Genomic DNA, 21,099 nt, shown 5'->3' with positions numbered 1-21,099 from the left:
ATTTCAGTTTTTTTGTGTTTGAATTTAAAGAGAAAATATACCTTATTTTTTTCGGTAAATCCTTAAACATTTATTCTCTTTTAGAACTTCTGAAAAGGTCATACACAGACCTCAAAAAACTATTTAAGATTTATGGATAAAATGTTAAATATCTAAACATCTTTTTAAGGGAATTTTCCCTGTATAAAATTATTAAAAAACCATCTAACATTTTGATGGTTTTTTAAGTTTTATTTAATTTTTACTTTCTGTTGATTTCTCTCCGTTCAATTCTGCAATAATCTTATCCGTCAGATCCAATTCTTCTTTGGCATAAAAAATATTCTTTACCTCAGTTTCTCCGTAGATGTAAGTGTATCCATTCTTTTTACCATAGTCCTTTATAAAACTATCAACCTTGGCAATAATCGAATCAATTTCTACCTGACTTCCTTGTTGAATTTCCTGCATTCTGGTTTGTTGCTCTCTTTGCAATGTCTGCTGTTTCACCATTAGCTCCTGCTCTTTCTTCTCTCTATTGGTCTGGGACATAGATTTCATTATATTCTGATACCCCTGAACCTCTATTTGAAATTGCTTTGCTTTCTCTTCCAGCTCTGCTCTAACTTCATTATTCTTTTTTGTCCACTTTTCTTTAGCAGTTTTCATTTCATTGAAATCAGATACCACTTTGGTGTTATTTACATATCCGGTTTTTTCAACTTGCTGGTTACATGCAGTCATTGCAAATAACGCTATTGCAATCCATATAAAATTTCTCATCATTTAATATTTAGTTCTGCGCAAAAATATCAAAGTTCATTTGATGTAATACTCTTAACTTCATCAAATTAACACGTAATAAGAAAAAACGATTGTTTCGAAATCTGTTATTGTTAAAATCTATAGAAAAACACTCAAATAAAACGTTTTTACCAAGCTTTTAGAAAAACCAAAGGTATTTTATCCCAAAACTTTTCAAAAACCATAAAAACAGCCTCAAAACAAGAATTTATTCGTTTTTTAAAATATAAATATGTGAAGAATACTGTTTTGACCTTTTTGCTTTTAAATTTGAAAGAAAACCAATCCAAAATGCTTTGAAGAAATTCATTTTTCCGTTTTTATATTTTTCTGACAAGAGCGAAACATAAAAAGAATCAAATATCAATGGCATGGTTTTTTCTAATCGTATTCCTTCTTTATCAAAAAGTATTTTTATAGCGTTCTTAGAAAAATGCCATAAATGTCTAGGCACATCATAAGCAGCCCAAAAAGATTTATAATAATTTGCATCGTATGACTTAAAATTAGGAACAGCGACTATCAGATACCCTTGAGGTTTAAGTAAACGCTTTAATTCTATAATCTGCGCTCTTAAATTAGGAACATGTTCTAATACGTGCCACATTGTAATTACATCAAAACTCTTGGCCGGCAAATTTGCTGTGTCGGATTGCAAAGCCATCCCTTTCTCTATAGCCAATCCTCTAGCCTGATCATTAGGCTCAACACCTTCAATCTTCCAATCGTTCTTGCTTGCTTCCAATAAAAAGTCTCCCGTTCCTGCTCCAATATCTAATAGGCTTCCAGCTTCACCATTTAAACCTGTTATAAGTTTAACTTTTTTATTTAGCGAATACTTTTTTACTATATGATATAACTTTTCAAAAACACTTCGTTTCGCATCGGTATGAGAGATATAATCTTCACTCTCATAATACTTTCCTAAACTCCCCTCATCGGGTTTAGGAGTTGTTATCAGTAAATCCAAGTCTTTATCCCTATACAGAGTAAACCTTTCATTTGATACTGTATGGTCTTTACATTCTAGATAAAATTCTAATTTTTCTTTATTCATTATTAGTTTGAAGAAACATTAATATATTCTTACTCTTTAATGCTGTTCTTAATATTCAACAAAAAAGATTTGGTCTTGCTGGAAAACAAAGACTTTCTTGAAAGGCAATTTTCTTCGTTAGGATCAAAACTTCAATTTTCACAAAAATTTCTAATGTTTTGGTTTTTTGGATCTTCACGATTTATAATTGTTGGTGTCAAATCTATATACATATTTCGATCTGTACTTATATCTAATTTTACATCAAAACAATATTAAGATCATCAAACAGTTTTGTGTCGAAATCAGATCTTTTCTCATATTCAAAAACACTAAATTATTTTCTTAAAGAAAGTTCAGTTTGTCCTGGCGACAAACTGGACTTAAAATGAAAATATTCCTCTCCACTCCAATCGTCTACTTCGACCCTAAAATTATCAAGCTGTCTTACAGTTTTTACAGAAATGCAAGATGTAAAAAAGAACATTAATTACTTTGGTTAACAAATATTTTATTTTATAAAGTTTTGTTTTAATACGACGAATATAAAAATTGTTCCACGTGGAACTATAATTTAGTGGTATCATAAATTTCCACACTCAACAGATCACTTAATTCTCTTGCTTTTTCAAAAGCTGCGTTGTAAGTATTAGTTTTGTATACCGTGACTTTTCTATTATCAGTAAAAAACCGAACCACTATCTTTTCGTGTCTTTCTTTAGTTCCTAAAGCACTCACCGTAGCCCACTCATTATTCAAACTAAAAGAACCAGAAAAAACAGAAATATAATCAGGAAACTCTAGATCCAGCTTAGCTCTATATAAAACCAAACCAAAAACAGAAAACAACTTTTCGTTATTAAAATCTTTATTAATCTTATAAGACACCCCAAAACCAAAAACTAGTAAAGAGCCTGTAAAAAGAAGAATCCTTGGTGTTAAAGGTTCTGAGCCAAAAAATAACATCATAAACGAAAACGACAAAACAATAGCAACAAGTATTTTTGCTTTTAAAGCTCTTTCTTGCTTACAAATAACATTTTTCATTATCTACCCATATAAACCAATAACACAGAAATATCACTTGGAGAAACTCCACTAATCCTCGATGCCTGAGAAATAGTTGCCGGTTTAATTTTTGTCATTTTTTCACACGCTTCATAAGAAAGAGATTTTAGCTTCGTATAATCAAAATCTTTAGGGATTTTTATATTCTCTAAACGATTTAACTTATCGGCGTTGTTCTTTTCTTTTTCAATATATCCAGAATACTTTACTTGTATTTCAGTTTGTTCTAAAACTTCTTTGTCCAGATTATTCTCATCAATATAGGTAGAAACCTTTTCCAATTGTTTCATGTCTTCCAATGTAATCTGTGGCCTAGCAAACAACTTAAACATTTTGCCGCTTTGATTTATTGGTGAAGATTTCTTTTCCTCCAAAACCGGGTTTGCTTCTTGGGGTGTCACACTTGTTTCTCTGAAAAAATCAACAAAAGCATTTGATTTCTTTTTCTTATCCTCCATCCTTCTCATCCTCTCGTCTGACGCCAATCCAATTTCATGAGCCATAGGTGTCAGTCTAAAATCTGCATTATCCTGTCTTAATAAAGTCCTATATTCTGCTCTGGATGTAAACATACGATATGGCTCTTCTGTTCCTTTAGTAATTAAATCATCAATCAGAACACCTATATAAGCCTCACTCCTTTTAACGGTAAACGCCTCTTTTTCTTTAACCTTTAATGCTGCATTTATACCCGCCATCAACCCTTGCGATGCAGCCTCTTCGTAACCAGTAGTACCGTTAATTTGTCCAGCAAAAAACAAACCAGAAACCAATTTTGTTTCCAACGTATGTGTCAACTGTGTGGGTGGAAAATAATCATATTCGATCGCATAACCGGGTCTAAAAAACTTTACCTTTTCGAAACCAACCACAGACCTCAAAGCTTTAAACTGAACATCCTCTGGCAAAGAAGTTGAAAAACCGTTTACATATACCTCTACGGTATTCCAACCTTCGGGTTCTATAAACATTTGATGTCTCTCTTTATCAGCAAACCTATTAATCTTGTCCTCTATAGAAGGACAATATCTAGGTCCTATACTTTTAATTCTTCCATTAAACATTGGAGAACGATCAAAACCTTCTCTTAACAAATTATGAACCTCTGGAGAAGTGTATGTCATGTAGCAAGATCTCTGTTCGGTGAGAGGTTTAGATAAATCAGTATAACTAAACTTTTCAGGAGTTTCGTCTCCAGGTTGTTCCACCATCTTAGAATAATCCAAAGACCTCCCATCAACTCTTGGAGGTGTACCTGTTTTCATTCTTCCTGAGTCGAAACCTAAATCAACCAGTTGTTCTGTAATTCCGGTTGCAGCTCTTTCTCCAGCTCGTCCACCGCCAAATTGCTTTTCTCCAATATGAATTAAACCATTAAGAAACGTTCCGTTTGTTAGCACCACCGTTTTCGCTTTTACCTCAATTCCTAATGAAGTTCGAACTCCTTTGATCTGATCATTTTCTACAATCAATCCACTTACCATCTCTTGATAAAAATCCAAGTTAGGTGTTTGCTCTAACAACAGTCTCCACTCTTCTGCAAAACGCATACGGTCACTTTGAACCCTTGGACTCCACATTGCAGGCCCTTTGGATTTATTAAGCATCTTAAACTGAATTGCTGTTCTATCACTAACAATACCACTATACCCGCCTAATGCATCAATTTCTCGAACAATTTGTCCTTTTGCAATACCGCCCATCGCCGGATTACAACTCATTTGGGCTATGTTTTGAAGGTTCATTGTAATCAACAATGTACTACATCCTAAATTAGCAGCTGACGCCGCAGCCTCGCTTCCGGCGTGCCCAGCACCAACCACTATAACATCATATTCTTTATCAAACATACTCTATATTCATTTGTTCCACGTGGAACATCACTTTAATCGAAATTTGTTCCACGTGGAACAAATAATCAAAAAAACTAACTATGTTCCACGTGGAACATAGTTAGTTTTTCTTCTTCCTTTTGTCTCATAACCCTTTCTTCACCTTCAGTTTTATCTTTATATCCACAAAAGTGCAATACCCCGTGGATTATCACTCTTCTTAATTCTTCTTCTCTAGCCACCTTATATGTACTTGCATTCTCAGCAACCCTTTCTGTAGAAATAAATACATCTCCATGAAGCTCATTTCCTAAACAATTATCGAAACTTATAATATCTGTATAGGTGTCATGATTCAAAAATTCTCGGTTAATCTTTAGTAAATATTCGTCATTACAAAACACAAAACTAAGTTCTCCTTCTTTCTTGTTTTCAGACACTATCACTCGGCTTATCCAACCCGAAACTGAAGCCTCGTTTATATCTAATTCTACATCCTCATAAAAAAAATTAATCATAACCTTTCTTAAAATATTCTTGAACCTTACGTTTGTAATTTTGCCGCAAAGGTAATACTTGTCGGTTTAATATTTCAGTAGTGTTGAAATATTGTTTTGCCCTGTTTAATTGAATCTCATTGTCATTACTAAAGAGTCTGTTATTACTCTTGCTTTCTCTTCTCTCTTCTTCTCCCTGTTCTATCGTAGCATCTTCTAGTTTCAACAACTCATGTTTTAGATTTAACATCTTGCTTAATGTTCCATCATTAAAACCTTTTTCCAACAACTCTTGCTCAACCTGCTCCATTCTCCTCAGCAAATCACTACCAATTTTATTTCCTTTTCCCTGCTCTTTTAATTTGTTCTGCAACGCATTTCTTAACTCCTGTTGTTGCTTATAAATCTCGTAGAGTTCGCCATTCATATTCTCCTCTTGTGAATCCGAATCCCCTTCACCATCATCAGAGTTTTTGCCGCCTTTTCCATTCTTTCCATCTTTCCCGTTTTTACCATTTTTTTCTCCCTGTTTCCCTTTTCCATCTTTTCCCTTCTCCCCATTTTCGCCAGCCTTACTTCCATCTCCTTCGCCCTTCTTCTCGTCACTCTTTTTCCCTTTGCCCTTTTTGCTTCCCTCCTTCATCTTTTCATTTAACTCACCTTGCTTTTTTATAATGTCTGGCAACTGAAACCCACGAGACTCACTGCCTCCTTTTCCTTTACTTGAAGACATACTGTTTTGCATTTGATCCAGTACCTGACTTAAAAAATATGCCAAATCGTTTGAACCTGTGACCGCATATTGCTGATTCGCTATTCCTTGTATCGATTGATTTTCTGCAAGCCTTTCTAATGACTTATCTATATTGAATTCAATATCGGTAAGTTTACCCGTAACCTCATCTGATATCTTAGGTGTCCTCAAAGCCAATGCGTATAAACTATCATCTATATGAATAAAGTTCTCGCGTAAAACACTTTGCTTTTTTAACTTATTAGAATATGTAGGATTATCAATACTTATTCCCTTAAAACCTTTCATAAGGTTTTCCTGTTCCATAGAAAAATCTACAAGGTTATCCAATATTTGGCGAAGCATTTCCATATCTTCTTGCTGCTGTTCTCCACCACCCATTTGCATTTGCATCTGCATTCCGTCACTCATTTCCTTCATCTTTTGTGCAGCACTTTTCTGGTTTCTCTTAGCGTCTTCTTTCTCGTTCTTTTCTAACTTGTCGCTAGCCTCTTGTTGCTCTTTCTTAATCTCCTCTTCATCCTCTTTGTTCTGATCCAATTTCATTGGTTTTTTCAGATCCTTATTATCCTTCCTGAGCTCTTCCATCTCCTTTTGAAACTCGTCAAATTTCTCATTTATCTCTTCCTGCTTTTCTTTTGTGTTCTCTTCCTCACTCTTCTCAGACAACTCCTCCTGTTCCTTTGATAACTGATCCAGTTTGCTGGCCAATTTTTCATGTTTCTCTATCACATAATACCTCTTGGTCAACTCTAATAATTGCTCTAAGTTTTTCTTTAAATTCTTATTCTCCTTTGCCAGCTCCTCTAATTTTTCTGTCAACTCTTCCTTCTGAATTTTTTCTGTTAACTTCTCTATTTCCTCCAATAACTTTTCATTCTTCTTTAATCTTTCCTCATTACGTTCTAACATTTCTTTCAACGCATCTTTAAACGGTTCCTCCTTCTTTTTATCCTCCAATTGATTTAAATTTTCCTTAAGTTTATTAGAAAAATTCTGCATCATCTTTTCTTGCTCCTTCTGCCTTTTTAAATAATCTTCTAACTTCTTTTTATCATTATAATCCAACTGCTTCTTTTCCTTTTGTAACTTACTCAACGTTTTTAGATCTTGTTCCTGATCTTTAAACTTCTTTAGAGATTTATTAAGCCCAGAAATCGCCTCACTTTGCTCTTGTAGTTTTTTCTCCTCTTCCTCATTTCTCGTTAACTTCCTAAAACTGAAAACCTGACTTTTTGTACTCTTATACCCATGAATAATATCGTTATCAAACACCTCAAAATAAAAAGAATAATTTACACCATCTTTTAAAGTAAGGTTACCAGGAAAAGCATAAACAAACTCGTCGAAAACAGAAGAAGCTACTTGTAAATTCTTGTTAGTTCTTGTTCCTTCCTTATCACTATCATAATACACCAAACGTAATTTACTCAAGCCATAATCATCACTAACCCTTCCATAAAAATACATCGTACTATTATCTACTGTATCTTTCTCTGAGGTCAAATTAAGTTCAGGATATTGATCCTTTGTCACATTTATGTTAAATGATAAATTATCATAATTACTAACATTACTGTTTGACGTTGTAATTTCATAATCTAAATCAGCGTACAAGTTATTTTGATAAAGAAAATCAGAAACATTTTTAGTAAATGCTGCTACAGAATCCTTCATTACCATAGTAACCTTCTCTGTATTTCTGGTCTTTACCCTCCATACCACTTTTGTTCCTTCTGGCACCGTAGCGTTACCCGAGCTCTTTAACACTTCATCTTTCTTGTTTGTATAATTAGGATAATCTAGCTCCATAACAAAATCCAATAATATTGGTACGGATACTACATTCAAAGTATATTCTCTAGAGCTTATATCATTAGACGATAAAACAAAATCCATGGGCTCTTTTGGTTGTACAAATACGTGTTGGAACTCTCCTGTTCCAGTGTTTTTTAAAAAATATACTTCATCATTATATATAATTGTAACATTTTCAGGAACCAAATCTCCTGCCGTTTTAACCTTTAAAACATAGTCCTTTCCTTCCAGAGCGTTCAAATTCTCATTAACCACAAAAAACTTAAACGGTGCTGGTGGTTCATACGCCGTTTCATAATTAATCACTCGCTCATAACTTTCTGAAAACCAACTACTTTTACCAAATAAACTTACAAGTAAAAAAACAACAGGAATCACAGCATATTTTAGATACTTAGCATTCTTCTTAAAATCTATTGCCAACTTAAAAGGTATCGGCTTTAGTTGTGCCGATTTTTGCTCAATACCTGCTAACAATAGTGACGAAGATTTGTCACCTCTACTAAGTTGTAATAGATTCAATAATTTATCATTAACATCAGGAAAATAATTCCCAATAATTTTTGATGCATCTATGTAATCTATTCCCTCCGTTAACTTCAAAAGCTTTATAATCGGGATAGCAATAAGTTTAATGAATAGAGATAATTCCACAGTAATAAACAACCAAAATAATATCGTTCTCCCAGTACTATTTAACCATAAAAAATACTCTATTAAAAGTGTTGCTAGAAAATACAAAACGCCAATTGAGAAAAAAAGAATTATCCCTTTTATCAACTCATTTACATAATACTTCTTAATGAATTGTTCTAACTTATTTTTTATGAACTCGAAATTATCCATTCTACTCTTTTTCTTTTTCAGTAATTTATAAAACTACAACTTTATTTCTTATAGATTTGTTATATTTATTATAATTCAAACCTCTAGTAGTTAATCCATTATGAAAGATTTAAAGTACATTTCGGCATATTCTATTCCAGTCGTTGCTCTGTTAAGTATATGGTTGCAAGGCGTATATACTTATTTGACTCCTATCTATGTGTTTGGTTTTATACCTCTTGTAGAGCTCTTTACTCCTGCATCAGAAGAAAATTTGGATGAGGACACGAGACTCTATAAGTCTAAAAAAAAGGTCTTCGATTGGTTATTATACATAAACCTTCCTATAATTTATTCAATTTTATTTTATGCCCTATATACTGTATCTAATGTTTCTTTGAACACCTACGAAATAGTTGGTATCGTCATTTCCACAGGTATTGTTCTTGGTGCAAACGGTATTAACGTTGGGCACGAACTTGGTCATCGTTTTTCGAATGAACGATTCATTGCCAAAGCTTTACTTCTACCATCTTTGTATATGCATTTCTACATGGAACATAATTTTGGTCATCATCTTAAAGCTGCCACCAAAGAAGACCCAGCCACAGCCAAATACAACCAACCACTTTACTTTTTCTGGTTCACTTCTGTTGTTGGACAATATATAAGCGCCTGGAAAATTCAGATGAAATTACTCAAACAAAATAACCAATCCTTTTTATCCTTTAAAAACGATATGTTTTGGTACTCTGTTATAACTTTTGTTTATATATTTTTAATATTTTCTATTTTCGGTTCTTTTGGGTTGATCATAGGACTATCCTGTGGAATTGTTGGTTTTCTATTATTAGAAACCATCAATTATATAGAGCATTATGGATTATCAAGAAAGAAAAATGATTCCGGTCGATATGAAAGAGTTCGGGAAATACATTCCTGGAATTCTAACCATTTGTTAGGCCGCATCTTACTTTTTGAGTTAACCAGACATAGTGATCATCATTATAGAGCTTCAAAAAAATATCAACTTCTTGATCATCATGACAAAAGTCCTCAGCTTCCTTTTGGATATCCTACCTCTATGGTCCTATCTTTATTTCCACCGCTTTGGTTTGTGTTAATGAATAAAAGAGTTCCAGATGAGATGAAACCTCAATAACATTTTTGATTGTTTAGAATTTATTAAAACATTTGTTTTTCTATCACTTATTTAAGATTGTATCTTTGTCGTCGATTTTATAAACCTTTTTAAGGTATAAACAGAAGATCATGACAAAAAATACTAGAGTAAGATTTGCACCCAGTCCAACAGGACCTTTACATATAGGTGGAGTAAGAACCGCTTTGTTCAACTATCTTTTTACTAAAAAGAATAACGGAACCTTTGTTCTTAGAATAGAAGATACCGATGAAAAAAGATTTGTTCCTGGAGCAGAAGATTACATTATAGAGGCACTAAATTGGTGTAATATTCCATTTGATGAAGGACCCGGAAAAGATAGTGGTTTTGGTCCCTATCGCCAAAGTGAACGAAAACATTTGTATAAACAATATGCTGATCAATTAATAGAAAACGGTTATGCTTATTATGCTTTTGATACTGCAGACGAACTTGATGCATACAGAAAGAAAGACGAATCCGAAGGAAAAACTTTTATATACAATTGGCATAATAGAGAAAAATTAAATAATTCCTTAACTCTTTCTGAAAACAAAATACAGGAAAAAATCAACTCAGGTGATCCATATGTTATCCGTTTTAAATGTCCTACAAATGAAACGCTGCATCTAAAAGATGAAATACGTGGGGATATTAAAATAGACACCAATATTCTAGATGACAAAGTATTATTTAAAAGCGATGGTATGCCAACATATCATTTGGCAAACATTGTAGATGATCATCTTATGGAAATCACTCATGTTATTCGTGGAGAAGAATGGTTACCTTCTCTTGCTTTGCATATATTGCTTTATAGATGCTTTAATTGGGAAGCACCTAGTTTTTCTCATTTACCATTAATTTTAAAACCCAACGGAAAAGGAAAATTAGGAAAAAGAGATGGTATAGAAGGCGGTTTTCCTGTCTTTCCCTTGCAATGGACCGATCCTAAAACTAATGAAATTGCATCGGGATATCGAGAAGATGGATATCTACCTCAAGCAGTAATTAATATGCTTGCCTTCCTAGGATGGAATCCAGGGACAGAACAAGAACTGTTCTCACTGCAGGAATTAACTCATGAATTTGATTTAACAAGAGTTCATAAAGCCGGTGCTAAATTTGATCCAAATAAATCTAAGTGGTTTCAGCAACAGTATTTTCAACAACTTGATGCTTCTGTACACGTGGAACAATTGAAGCAACTACTTTCTTATAAGAATATTTCTACTTCATTTGATCTTACGGAAGTTGTTGATTTAGTTAAAGAAAGAGCAGTGTTTTCTAAAGATCTTTGGGATCTTAGTTCTTTTCTTTTCATTGCACCTTCTGAGTACGAAGAAAAAGCTATTAAAAAAGCCTGGAAAGAAGATACTCCTGCCCTTATGCACGAGTTAACTAGAATCCTTGGTGATATTTCAGATTTCACTTCCAACAATGTTTCAAATATTGTAAAAGGTTGGATAAAAGCAAAAGAAATAGGTTTTGGAAAAGTAATGATGCCTCTTCGTATAGCATTTGTAGGATCTTTACAAGGTCCTGATCTTTTTGAAATTGCAGCAATTCTTGGTAAACAAGAAACCATTAAAAGAATAGAATCTGCTATTGAAACTCTGTAATCGTTTCGTTTTTAACATAACAAAAACCCATTATCCGATTATAGATAATGGGTTTTGCTTTTTACCAATATGTAACATTTCAACAGAAAAACGTACATATATAGTAACCAATATTTAAAAATACAACTATGTCAAAACAATATAAAGTTCTCAAAAGATCCAATTTATGGTCAACTGAAAAGCTTAGAAAAGAAGTTGAAGATACTTTAAACAAGGCATCACAAGAAGGATGGGAAATTGTTTCTGTAGCTTTTGGAACTTCTAGTAGTTCTGGAATGTCTACAGCTATGATAACTATTGCCAAATAAAATTGTTGAATGACTTTTTATCTTTACTTTTAATATAAACTATTAACTTTTTAATTTACACTAATGAATTACTATATCATACCATTAGCTATTTTAGGACTCTTCCTATTCTTTAAATTTTTCTTTGTCGTTAAACAACAGACATCCGCCATTATCGAAAGATTTGGAAAATTTCACAGTATTCGTAACTCAGGATTACAGATGAAAATTCCTGTTATTGATAATATAGCAGGACGTATCAATCTAAAAATTCAACAACTTGATGTTCTTGTAGAAACCAAAACGAAAGATGATGTATTTGTTCGTCTAAAAATTTCAGTACAGTTTCAGGTTATCAAAGAAAAAGTATATGACGCTTTTTATAAACTAGAAAATCCACATGATCAGATTACTTCTTATGTATTTGATGTAGTTCGAGCAGAAGTTCCTAAAATGAAACTTGATGATGTTTTCGAAAGAAAAGATGATATTGCTATTGCTGTAAAACAAGAACTAAACGAAGCAATGATTAATTATGGTTATGATATTATCAAAACGTTAGTTACAGATATAGATCCAGATTTACAGGTTAAAGAAGCCATGAATAGAATTAACGCTGCAGAAAGAGAAAAAGTTGCTGCAGAATACGAAGCTGAAGCTGAACGTATTAAAATTGTTGCAAAGGCTCGTGCAGAAGCGGAAAGTAAAAGATTGCAAGGACAAGGTATTGCAGATCAAAGAAGAGAAATTGCAAGAGGTCTGGAAGAAAGTGTTGATGTTTTAAATAATGTTGGTATCAATTCCCAAGAAGCCTCAGCACTTATTGTTGTTACACAACACTATGACACACTACAATCTATAGGTGAAGAAACTAATAGTAATTTAATATTACTACCTAATTCTCCACAAGCGGGTAGCGATATGCTAAATAACATGATTGCTTCATTTACAGCTTCTAACCAAATTGGAGAAGAAATGAAAAGACAAAACGCAAAAAAAGGTTTAGGCAAGAAAAACCCTGAAGCATAAAATTAGTATAAATTTTACTTAAACCCGGTCATATTTTCTGATCGGGTTTTTTTTTTACTAATTTTGTTCCAAATTTAAAATAATACGTTTTAAGCGCTTTTTTATAATTGGGATATAATATTACATTGTGCAACTTTTATCTTCTCTTAGCGTCTTTTATATAAACTTATTTTTAATAAACAAAAACAATAATTTTAATAAAACTATAGTTATTATTTATAACATATAAAAGAGTACTTTTACAAAATGAAAATGAAAAATTATCTGCTTATATTCTTACTTGTTTCCGGAAGTGTTTTTTCGCAAAACTTAAACAAGTTAAAAAAACAAGCACTACGAGATGCAAAAATAGTTTCTGAAGCTTCTTTAAAAAAAGATGTAAATACTCTATTGGAATATACACATCCAAAAATTTCTAAAAAGTATGGTCAAGAACAACTTAAAAATGACATTGATCAGGTTTTTAAAACCATGACTGCTCAGAAAATAAAAATTATAAGTTCTGAAATCGACGAGGTAACAGACATAAAAAAAGAAAAAAAAGAATATCGTTGTCTTGTAAAAAATACCATTAAGATGGATTTTAATGGTAGATTTATAACCTTAAAAAGTTCTTTATTTGGATTCTACGATAAAAAGAAAGAAAAATGGTATTTTATTGAATCCAACAAACTGCTGGATGACGAAGAAACGCAGAAAATCTTTAGGAATTTCGAAACTGAAATTGAAATTCCACAAGATGAGCAAATAGCTGATAATTGAGTAAAAAAAGAGGGTGATAAAATAATTATCACCCTCTTTTTTTAGTATAACATTAAATATTATATGTCATATTTATTAGCAATTATTTCTGCTTCATTACGTAATAATTCATGAGTATCCTCTTTCCCTTTTGTAATAAAATCTTTTGCTAATTCATCAGGTTGCACACTGTTATTTTCTAAAAAAGCACCCAAAGCAATCGTTGTAACAATACGGGTTCCCACTTTTTTTGCGGCTGTTCCGTAAAGTGGAACTAATTCTTCGATATCAATCTTCTTGGCAGCTTCTAAAATCTTAGTTTTAAGCGCTTCTCGCTTATCTTCAGGTAAATTGGTATACTTCTTTCCTGCCCTTTTAATTTCTTCAATTGCAGGTATCTCTCTTTGTGTATTTTCCTGTGGTTTACTACTAGATTGTGTATTCGATGAAGGTTTAACTTTAGCCCAAGTATCGCGCAGACCAACTGTTTTATTAAATACTAATGTATTTGATGTGCTATCAGGATCCACATTAAAATAACCTAATCTTTGAAATTGAAACTGATCTAATGGTTTTGCTTCTTTAAGACCGGGTTCTACATACCCGGTAATCACTTTTAAGGAATCAGGATTAAGAAATTCCATAAAATCTCTATCCTTATGACTATCCGGAGCTTCATCATTGAATAAACGATCATACAGCCTTATTTCTGCAGGGATTGCGTGTTGTATGGATACCCAATGTAATGTCCCTTTTACGTTGCGCTTAGATTCTTCTGTACCACTACCCGATCTACTTTTAGGATCATAGGTACAACGTATCTCTGTAATGTTTCCTTTCTCATCTTTTACAACGCTTTCGCCTTTAATTATATATGCGTTTTTAAGACGAACCTCCTTACCTAATGTTAACCTAAAATACTTTCGACCGGCTTCTTCTTTAAAATCTTCACGCTCTATATATAATTCTCTAGAAAACGGAATTTCTCTAGAGCCAGCTCCTTCATCTTCTGGATTATTTTCTGCTTCTAACCACTCTTCTTTTCCTTCTGGATAGTTAGTAATCACAAGTCTTACGGGATCTATAACGGCCATAACTCTTGAAGCCGTTTTATTGAGATCTTCGCGAACGCAAAACTCTAATAATGAAACATCTATAACATTTTCTCTTTTAGCTACACCCACTGTTTCTACAAACTTTCTTATAGATGCAGGTGTATATCCTCTTCTTCGCAAACCAGAAATAGTAGGCATTCTTGGATCATCCCATCCTTTTACTACACCATCATTTACCAATCTGAGTAATTTACGTTTACTCATAATCGTATAACTAAGATTGAGACGCGCAAATTCTCTTTGTTTTGGTCTTATATCATTCGTATAGATTTGATCCAAAAACCAATCATATAGCTTTCTATGTGGTTTAAATTCTAATGAACATAAGGAATGAGAAATATTTTCTATATAATCACTTTCTCCATGAGTCCAATCGTACATTGGATATATACACCATTCATCACCTGTTCTGTGATGTGATTTTTTTAATATTCTGTACATCAATGGATCACGCATCAGCATATTCGGGTCGGCCATATCAATTTTGGCTCTTACCACATGTGCACCTTCATCAAATTCCCCAGCCCGCATCCTTTTAAATAAATCCAGATTTTCTGCTACTGATCTATCTCTATATGGGCTATTTGTTCCTGGTTCTGTAGTAGTACCTTTTTGCGCCGCTATCTCCTCAGAAGATTGACTATCTACATATGCCTTACCATCTTTGATAAGTTCTACTGTCCAATCATATAATTGCTGAAAATAATCAGAAGAATAACATTCTTTATCCCATTGATATCCTAACCACGCAATATCTTCCTTAATTGCATCCACATACTCCTGCTCTTCTTTAGCTGGGTTGGTATCATCAAAACGTAAGTTAACCGGAGCGTTATAAGTAAGTCCCAGACCAAAACTAATTCCTATTGCTTTGGTATGCCCTATATGCAAATATCCGTTAGGTTCCGGAGGAAATCTAAATCGTAAATCTTTAGGATTCATTCCATTAGAAAGGTCTTCTTCTACTATGTGCTCTAAAAAATTGAGTGATTTTTTTTCTTCTGTCATTGGTTAAAAATAAAATACAAAACTACCTAATATTTCTAATGATACACAACAATTATACGATAACTGTTTGATTACTGAAATACCTGTTTATAAAAGGGTTATTTTCCTTATTACCTTATCAAAGATTCTAGTACCTTTGTAAAAAAATTCTGTGGGATTAATTACGCTTAAAAACATCAAGATATATGCATATCACGGATGTCTGGTAGAGGAGAAAAAAATAGGTTCTGATTATCGTGTAGATCTAAAAATCAAAGCAGATCTTAATACATCTGCGAAAACTGATAAACTTTCTGATACTGTTGATTATGTACACCTTAATCACATTGTGAAAGAAGAAATGGCTATTCGTTCTAAATTGTTAGAACATGCTGCGGAACGAATTTTAACTCGTATATTAGATGAATTACCTTTGGTAGCTAAAGCAACGGTCGATGTTTCTAAAATTAATCCGCCTATTGGAGGAAATGTACAGATGGTTACAATTACTAGGAGTAAAAAAAGATAAATAAATCTGAAGTAATCATAAATTTTTTTACATTTGCCCTCGAAGACAAAAAGGGTGTCGTGGCCGAGTGGCTAGGCAGTGGTCTGCAACACCATCTACAGCGGTTCGAATCCGCTCGACACCTCAAAAAAATCCTGTAAGAATATTACAGGATTTTTTTTATTTAAAACTTGAATCAGGCCTTATTTTTTCTATCTTATCCTGAATTTTCTTCTCCATGGTATCAGGAATAACCCCTTTGAGGATTAAAAATATTCCAAAAACCATCATAATCATACTAATTCCTCTTTTTATCATGTAGGTACGTTTAGGAGTAAGTTTTCTTTTCAACCGTTTTGCTAGAAGCATTTTTAGTACATCTATAAATAAATAAGTACTAAGAACCATTACAAAAAACAGAACAATTCTATTAGTATCCATATCCATTTGTGGTCCTGCAACCACAATTATTCCGATCCAAAATGCTAAAACACCTATATTTATAAAGTTTAATAAAAATCCTTTAAAAAAAAGTACCAGATAATTATGTTTATTAATAATTTCTACAGAAGTATCTCTAAGTTTATTATAATTTTTTCTTTCCTTAATAAAGGAAATAGCACCATAGGTAGCTAATAACATCCCACCAAAAATAAATAAGGCAGGATCATCTTTTATTTTTTCTAAAATCTGATTGGTACTGAAATACGCTATTAAGATAAATACGACATCTGCAAAAATAACCCCAAGATCTACCGCTAAAGCTGCTCTAAAACCTTTTATTGCAGCCGTTTCGAGTAAAACAAAAAACACTGGCCCTATTAAAAAAGCTAAAATAAATCCTAAAAATATTGCTGCCTGCGCATCTTGAAACATAGAGAGGGTGTAAGCGTATTTCTTACAAAGTTAGAAAATACTACTTAGTTTACCTCTATTATTTTACCACCAAAAACTTTTTTTCCATCTACCTCTTTCGGATTTCCGTAAATTCTTATAGTACCACCAGCAGCTGTATTTGCTTTTACATAGTCACTCGCATTTACATTTGCTCTTCCTCCGGCACTAATTTTCACCTGCGTTCTTTTAGTTTTTAAGTCTTCCGCAATAAACTGTCCTCCCGCTTTGACTGTCACTTCTTGCTCAATAGCGCTTCCTTCTAAATGCAACTCTCCGCCACTAACGGCTCTTGCTAATAACTTATCTGTGTCAATTTCTGCATAAATATCTCCTCCCTCTTGAGCTCTTATATCTAAATTAGTTGCTTTTATGGTTCCTTTTACCATAATCTTAGCTCCTTCATTGACATCTAACTTTGAAATATCAGTATAATATACTGTTACCTTAGTATCATTATCATCCCAGGTATTACTTAACGACATTTTAATTTTGAGAATATTATCCTTAATAACTACGTCAACTTCTTTTCTACTGATACCCGAAATTTCAACTTTATTCTCTGATCCTTTTAGAAGTTTGACTTCTATTTTATCAAAAACTTTAAGTTCATTAAAATCTCCAACATTCTTTGTGATAACGTTTTGTGCGTTTAATACAGCTACGACAAAAAATAACGAGAGAAATACTACTTTTTTCATTGCCTTTTAATTTAAGTTTGATTTGTATATGATTTATTGTTTAAAGTAACGATGTAATACATCGTTTATTCTATTTCTTCTTTACTACCTAATAAGGTAAAATCCAAATGACGTTTCACAAGATCCGCATTCTTTACTTTTACATATACCTCATCTCCTAACTGGTACACTTTCTTAGAACGTTGGCCAATCACTGCATATTCATCCTGATCAAAAAGATAATGATCATCACTCATATCCTTGAGACGTATCATTCCTTCACATTTATTACTAATAATCTCTACATAAATACCCCATTCAGTTACTCCAGAAATCACTCCCAAAAACTCTTCGTCTTCGTGATCTTTCATGAATTTAATCTGCATATATTTTATAGAATCTCTTTCAGCACTAGCTGCCAGGTTTTCCATGGAACTACTATGATTACATCGTTCTTCATATTCCTCTTCTGAAGCAGATTTTCCATTATCCAAGTAATGTTGTAACAAACGATGTGCCATAACATCAGGATAACGTCTTATTGGAGAGGTAAAATGTGAATAATAATCAAAAGCTAATCCATAATGCCCAATATTATGTGTTGTATACTCCGCCTTACTCATACTTCGTATTGCTAAGGTGTCTACAAGGTTTTGTTCTTTTTTCCCCTGAACATCTTTTAGTAATCCATTTAGAGAATTGGTTGTAGTTTTACGGTCTCTTAAATCCAGTTTATAGCCAAAACGACCTATTACATTTTGCAAAGCGGCTAGTTTCTCATCATTAGGTTCGTCATGGACCCTGTATACAAATGTTTTCTTTGGATTTTGCTTTCCGATGAATTCTGCTACCTTTTTGTTAGCAAGCAGCATAAACTCCTCAATAAGTTTATTTGCGTCCTTAGACGTCTTAAAAAACACTCCTACGGGATTATTTTCTTCGTTTAGATCAAACTTCACCTCTACTTTATCAAAAGAAATTGCTCCTTGTCTCATTCGTTTCGTGCGCATGATCTTAGCTAATTCATCCAATTTTAGTACTGCATCCGCTATTTTTTGATCTGCTTGATACTGTTCTCCTGTCAAAGAAATTTCGGTAGGAATTGTATTTTCTTTAGTTTCTATAATATGCTGTGCTTCTTCATAAGCAAAACGAGCATCAGAATAGGTAACAGTTCTACCAAACCATTGATTCTTAATTTCTGCTTTATTATTAAGCTCAAAAACAGCTGAAAATGTATACTTTTCTTCATGTGGTCTTAGAGAACACGCATTATTTGACAAAACTTCAGGAAGCATAGGCACTACTCTATCTACTAGATAAACTGAAGTTGCTCTTTCGTAAGCTTCTTCATCCAAAATTGTTCCTGGTTTTACATAATGTGATACATCTGCTATATGAATTCCTATTTCATAATTCCCATTTTCTAAAACTTCAAATGATAGTGCATCATCAAAATCTTTAGCATCTTTTGGATCAATAGTAAAGGTTAGCGTTTTACGCATATCTCTACGTTTTTTGATCTCTAATTCCTGTATAGAAGTATCCAATTCATTCGCATACGATTCTACTTCTATAGGAAATTCGTATGGTAAACCATACTGTGCTAATATGGAATGAATCTCTGTATTATGATCTCCCGGTTTACCGAGTACTTTTATTACTTTTCCGAATGGAGAATCTGCTTTTTCAGGCCAATCTTCCAGTTTTACTAATACCTTATCACCATCCTCTGCATCTTTTATTTTGTTTTTAGGAACAAAAATATCCGTATACATTTTGCCATCTTGCATATTAACAAATGCATAGTTCTTTTGTATTTCTATTACTCCTACAAACTCGTCTTTCTTTCTAGAAATAATTCTCGTAATCTCTCCTTCACTTTTACCTCTGCGCTTACGTTTGTATACATATACTTCTACTTCATCTCCGTTTAATGCTTTATTAAGACTATTATTAGGTATAAAAATATCATCCTCCAGATCTTCTACAATAACATACCCTGTTCCTTTTGAGGTGATTTCTAATTTACCGGAATATGTATTAATATTTGGTACAATTTTAAATTTCCCTCTATCTGTTTCCTCTATTTGCTTTTTTGCAGCGAGCTGAGCTAATTTCTTTATAATTTGATTTCTACTACTTGGATCATCTACACCAAACTTTGCAGCAATCTGTCTATAATTAAATGTTTTACTAGGTTCTGATTTAAGTATTTTGAGTATTCCTTGGGTAATGTTTTCTATTTTCGGAGACTTTTTTCCTCTTCTTCTTTTTCTTTTCATTAATGTCTTTTAAATGATACAATATAAAATTACAGCTTATCTTTTAACATAAGTTGTTTTCTATATAAACTTTTATTAAATATTGAATTTTATTGTTGTTTATAGTTAAAAAAATATGTCATCTGTAAATCAATTACTTACAGATAACTATTATCAACAAATCTTCTTTTTTTTCTTAAAATTTACTTAATTTTAAAATACGAAGATTGTGTTTTGTTCGTTTGGTATTAAGTATATGAAGTACAAAATCAAAAAAATCCATAAGATTATATTTCTATTCACACTAATATTTCTATTAGGTATATATTACTCTACACTTTATATAGGAAATACAATGGATCAGACAACAGATATTGATAAGAAATCAGAAATAAACGGTGCTATCAATTCTGATAAGGAAGCTACACAAATCAATTAATTCCTTTTTTATATAATTTGTATATTTAGATAATCATCTATTATCTGGATTATTTCTATGAAAGATTTTATTACAATTGCAACCTTTACGTATCCAAACGATTATGCAATATTACGACTTCTTTTGGAAAGAGAAGGTATTTCTTATTTTTTTGAGAATGAAACCATGATTGGAGTCTTTCCTTTTTACTCGAATGCTCTAGGAGGTATTAACCTAAAGGTTCATCGAAAGGATCAAATAAGAGTCCAACAAATAATAGATGATCTTAATACCAATTCACATCTAAGAATTATTTGATTTAATAATTATAGTTTTCAACATATAATTAATATATCTTTTTTCTTTTTCTAAAATTAAAAATTAAAAATGATGATTATCATGTAGTGTTGATAGCGGTATAACTTTATCAAATTTTATTTGTTTATTAAGTTAGACTGATTTTTCAGAATTATATCAACAGGATATTAATATGGTAAATACTTGAAAATCTTATATAAGTTAAATTTAGTTAACAGTTGTTCATAGGTTATAAACACATGTTTTTATTCATATTTTTACGGTAAAACCATCGTTAATAACAGAGGTTAAATATTTAAAAACTCATCAAAAGAAACTGACTAAAAAATTTTGATTTATAGATAATAGTGGTGTATTGAAATTATAATCAATAACTCCAAATAAAGTTCCTCAATTTTAGGAACTATTTATACACAGCTGATGTTAACAGTGGGTAAGGAGTTATTAACATTAAGATAGCT

18 protein-coding genes and 1 tRNA gene are annotated in these 21,099 nt (G+C 32.3%); 9 read left to right on the top strand and 10 right to left on the bottom strand.

The genetic code is table 11. The features are described 5' to 3' along the window. Nucleotides 1-234: 234 nt before the first annotated feature. From ACFSR1_RS12695 to ACFSR1_RS12670, 6 genes are all read right to left on the bottom strand, one after another. Complete coding sequence (locus ACFSR1_RS12695) at nt 235-762, bottom strand: OmpH family outer membrane protein (RefSeq protein ID WP_378293030.1); 528 nt, start codon at nt 760-762, stop codon at nt 235-237. Nucleotides 763-991: 229 nt separating this feature from the next. Then, nucleotides 992-1,840, bottom strand: coding sequence for a class I SAM-dependent methyltransferase (locus ACFSR1_RS12690; RefSeq protein WP_378293028.1), 849 nt, complete (start codon nt 1,838-1,840; stop codon nt 992-994). A gap of 546 nt (nt 1,841-2,386) precedes the next feature. Further along, nucleotides 2,387-2,866, bottom strand: a complete 480-nt coding sequence (locus tag ACFSR1_RS12685; RefSeq protein WP_378293026.1) for a hypothetical protein — start codon at nt 2,864-2,866, stop codon at nt 2,387-2,389. Continuing rightward, nucleotides 2,866-4,737 (bottom strand): tRNA uridine-5-carboxymethylaminomethyl(34) synthesis enzyme MnmG, encoded by a 1,872-nt coding sequence (gene mnmG, locus ACFSR1_RS12680; RefSeq protein ID WP_378293017.1) that lies wholly within the window; start codon nt 4,735-4,737, stop codon nt 2,866-2,868. The genes ACFSR1_RS12685 and mnmG overlap by 1 nt, the downstream gene beginning before the upstream one ends. 77 nt (nt 4,738-4,814) lie before the next feature. Further along, nucleotides 4,815-5,237, bottom strand: a complete 423-nt coding sequence (gene ybeY, locus ACFSR1_RS12675; protein ID WP_378293016.1) for an rRNA maturation RNase YbeY — start codon at nt 5,235-5,237, stop codon at nt 4,815-4,817. After that, nucleotides 5,230-8,634 (bottom strand): DUF4175 family protein, encoded by a 3,405-nt coding sequence (locus ACFSR1_RS12670; protein ID WP_378293014.1) that lies wholly within the window; start codon nt 8,632-8,634, stop codon nt 5,230-5,232. Before ACFSR1_RS12670 ends, ybeY begins: the two co-directional genes overlap by 8 nt. A gap of 100 nt (nt 8,635-8,734) precedes the next feature. Between ACFSR1_RS12670 and ACFSR1_RS12665 the strand changes: the two genes are divergently transcribed. From ACFSR1_RS12665 to ACFSR1_RS12645, 5 genes are all read left to right on the top strand, one after another. Then, nucleotides 8,735-9,775: an alkane 1-monooxygenase gene (locus tag ACFSR1_RS12665; protein WP_378293012.1), complete on the top strand. Its 1,041-nt coding sequence runs from the start codon at nt 8,735-8,737 to the stop codon at nt 9,773-9,775. A 110-nt stretch (nt 9,776-9,885) separates the two neighbouring features. Then, nucleotides 9,886-11,397 carry a glutamate--tRNA ligase gene (gene gltX, locus ACFSR1_RS12660; RefSeq protein WP_378293010.1) on the top strand — a complete coding sequence of 504 codons (1,512 nt, stop codon included), beginning with the start codon at nt 9,886-9,888 and terminating at the stop codon, nt 11,395-11,397. 128 nt (nt 11,398-11,525) lie between these two features. Next, on the top strand, nt 11,526-11,705 hold the full coding sequence (locus ACFSR1_RS12655; protein ID WP_378293008.1) for a DUF4177 domain-containing protein: 180 nt from the start codon (nt 11,526-11,528) through the stop codon (nt 11,703-11,705). Nucleotides 11,706-11,768: 63 nt separating this feature from the next. Then, complete coding sequence (locus ACFSR1_RS12650; RefSeq protein WP_378293006.1) at nt 11,769-12,713, top strand: SPFH domain-containing protein; 945 nt, start codon at nt 11,769-11,771, stop codon at nt 12,711-12,713. Nucleotides 12,714-12,965: 252 nt separating this feature from the next. Beyond that, complete coding sequence (locus ACFSR1_RS12645) at nt 12,966-13,475, top strand: hypothetical protein (protein WP_378293004.1); 510 nt, start codon at nt 12,966-12,968, stop codon at nt 13,473-13,475. Between the two features lie 59 nt (nt 13,476-13,534). Here the strand turns inward: ACFSR1_RS12645 and ACFSR1_RS12640 are convergent, their stop codons facing one another. Then, entirely contained in the window at nt 13,535-15,577 is a 2,043-nt protein-coding gene (locus ACFSR1_RS12640; protein ID WP_378293002.1) for a glutamine--tRNA ligase/YqeY domain fusion protein, read from the bottom strand. A 151-nt stretch (nt 15,578-15,728) separates the two neighbouring features. On the opposite strand from ACFSR1_RS12640, the gene folB reads away from it, so the two are divergent. Then, nucleotides 15,729-16,085 carry a dihydroneopterin aldolase gene (gene folB / locus ACFSR1_RS12635; protein ID WP_378293000.1) on the top strand — a complete coding sequence of 119 codons (357 nt, stop codon included), beginning with the start codon at nt 15,729-15,731 and terminating at the stop codon, nt 16,083-16,085. A gap of 53 nt (nt 16,086-16,138) precedes the next feature. After that, nucleotides 16,139-16,209 (top strand) — tRNA-Cys (locus tag ACFSR1_RS12630). Nucleotides 16,210-16,244: 35 nt separating this feature from the next. Here the strand turns inward: ACFSR1_RS12630 and ACFSR1_RS12625 are convergent. The 3 genes from ACFSR1_RS12625 to rnr all read right to left on the bottom strand — a co-directional run bounded on the left by ACFSR1_RS12625 (nt 16,245) and on the right by rnr (nt 19,923). Further along, on the bottom strand, nt 16,245-16,940 hold the full coding sequence (locus tag ACFSR1_RS12625) for a LysE family translocator (protein ID WP_378292998.1): 696 nt from the start codon (nt 16,938-16,940) through the stop codon (nt 16,245-16,247). Nucleotides 16,941-16,984: 44 nt separating this feature from the next. After that, the gene (locus ACFSR1_RS12620) at nt 16,985-17,659 is read right to left on the bottom strand and encodes a head GIN domain-containing protein (RefSeq protein WP_378292996.1); all 675 of its coding nucleotides are present in this window, start codon (nt 17,657-17,659) and stop codon (nt 16,985-16,987) included. A gap of 65 nt (nt 17,660-17,724) precedes the next feature. Further along, entirely contained in the window at nt 17,725-19,923 is a 2,199-nt protein-coding gene (gene rnr, locus ACFSR1_RS12615; RefSeq protein ID WP_378292994.1) for a ribonuclease R, read from the bottom strand. 235 nt (nt 19,924-20,158) lie between these two features. Here rnr and ACFSR1_RS12610 point away from each other — a divergent pair, with 235 nt between their 5' ends. Then, nucleotides 20,159-20,341 (top strand): hypothetical protein, encoded by a 183-nt coding sequence (locus ACFSR1_RS12610; RefSeq protein ID WP_378292992.1) that lies wholly within the window; start codon nt 20,159-20,161, stop codon nt 20,339-20,341. A 57-nt stretch (nt 20,342-20,398) separates the two neighbouring features. Beyond that, the gene (locus ACFSR1_RS12605) at nt 20,399-20,638 is read left to right on the top strand and encodes a DUF2007 domain-containing protein (protein ID WP_378292990.1); all 240 of its coding nucleotides are present in this window, start codon (nt 20,399-20,401) and stop codon (nt 20,636-20,638) included. The last annotated feature ends 461 nt before the right edge of the window (nt 20,639-21,099 follow it).

Origin of the sequence: Aquimarina rubra (genome assembly GCF_042684305.1) — a bacterium.
GTDB classification, from domain to species: domain Bacteria; phylum Bacteroidota; class Bacteroidia; order Flavobacteriales; family Flavobacteriaceae; genus Aquimarina; species Aquimarina rubra.
Note: the sequence above shows the minus strand (reverse complement) of the source record. Positions and strands in the feature narration are given on the sequence as shown.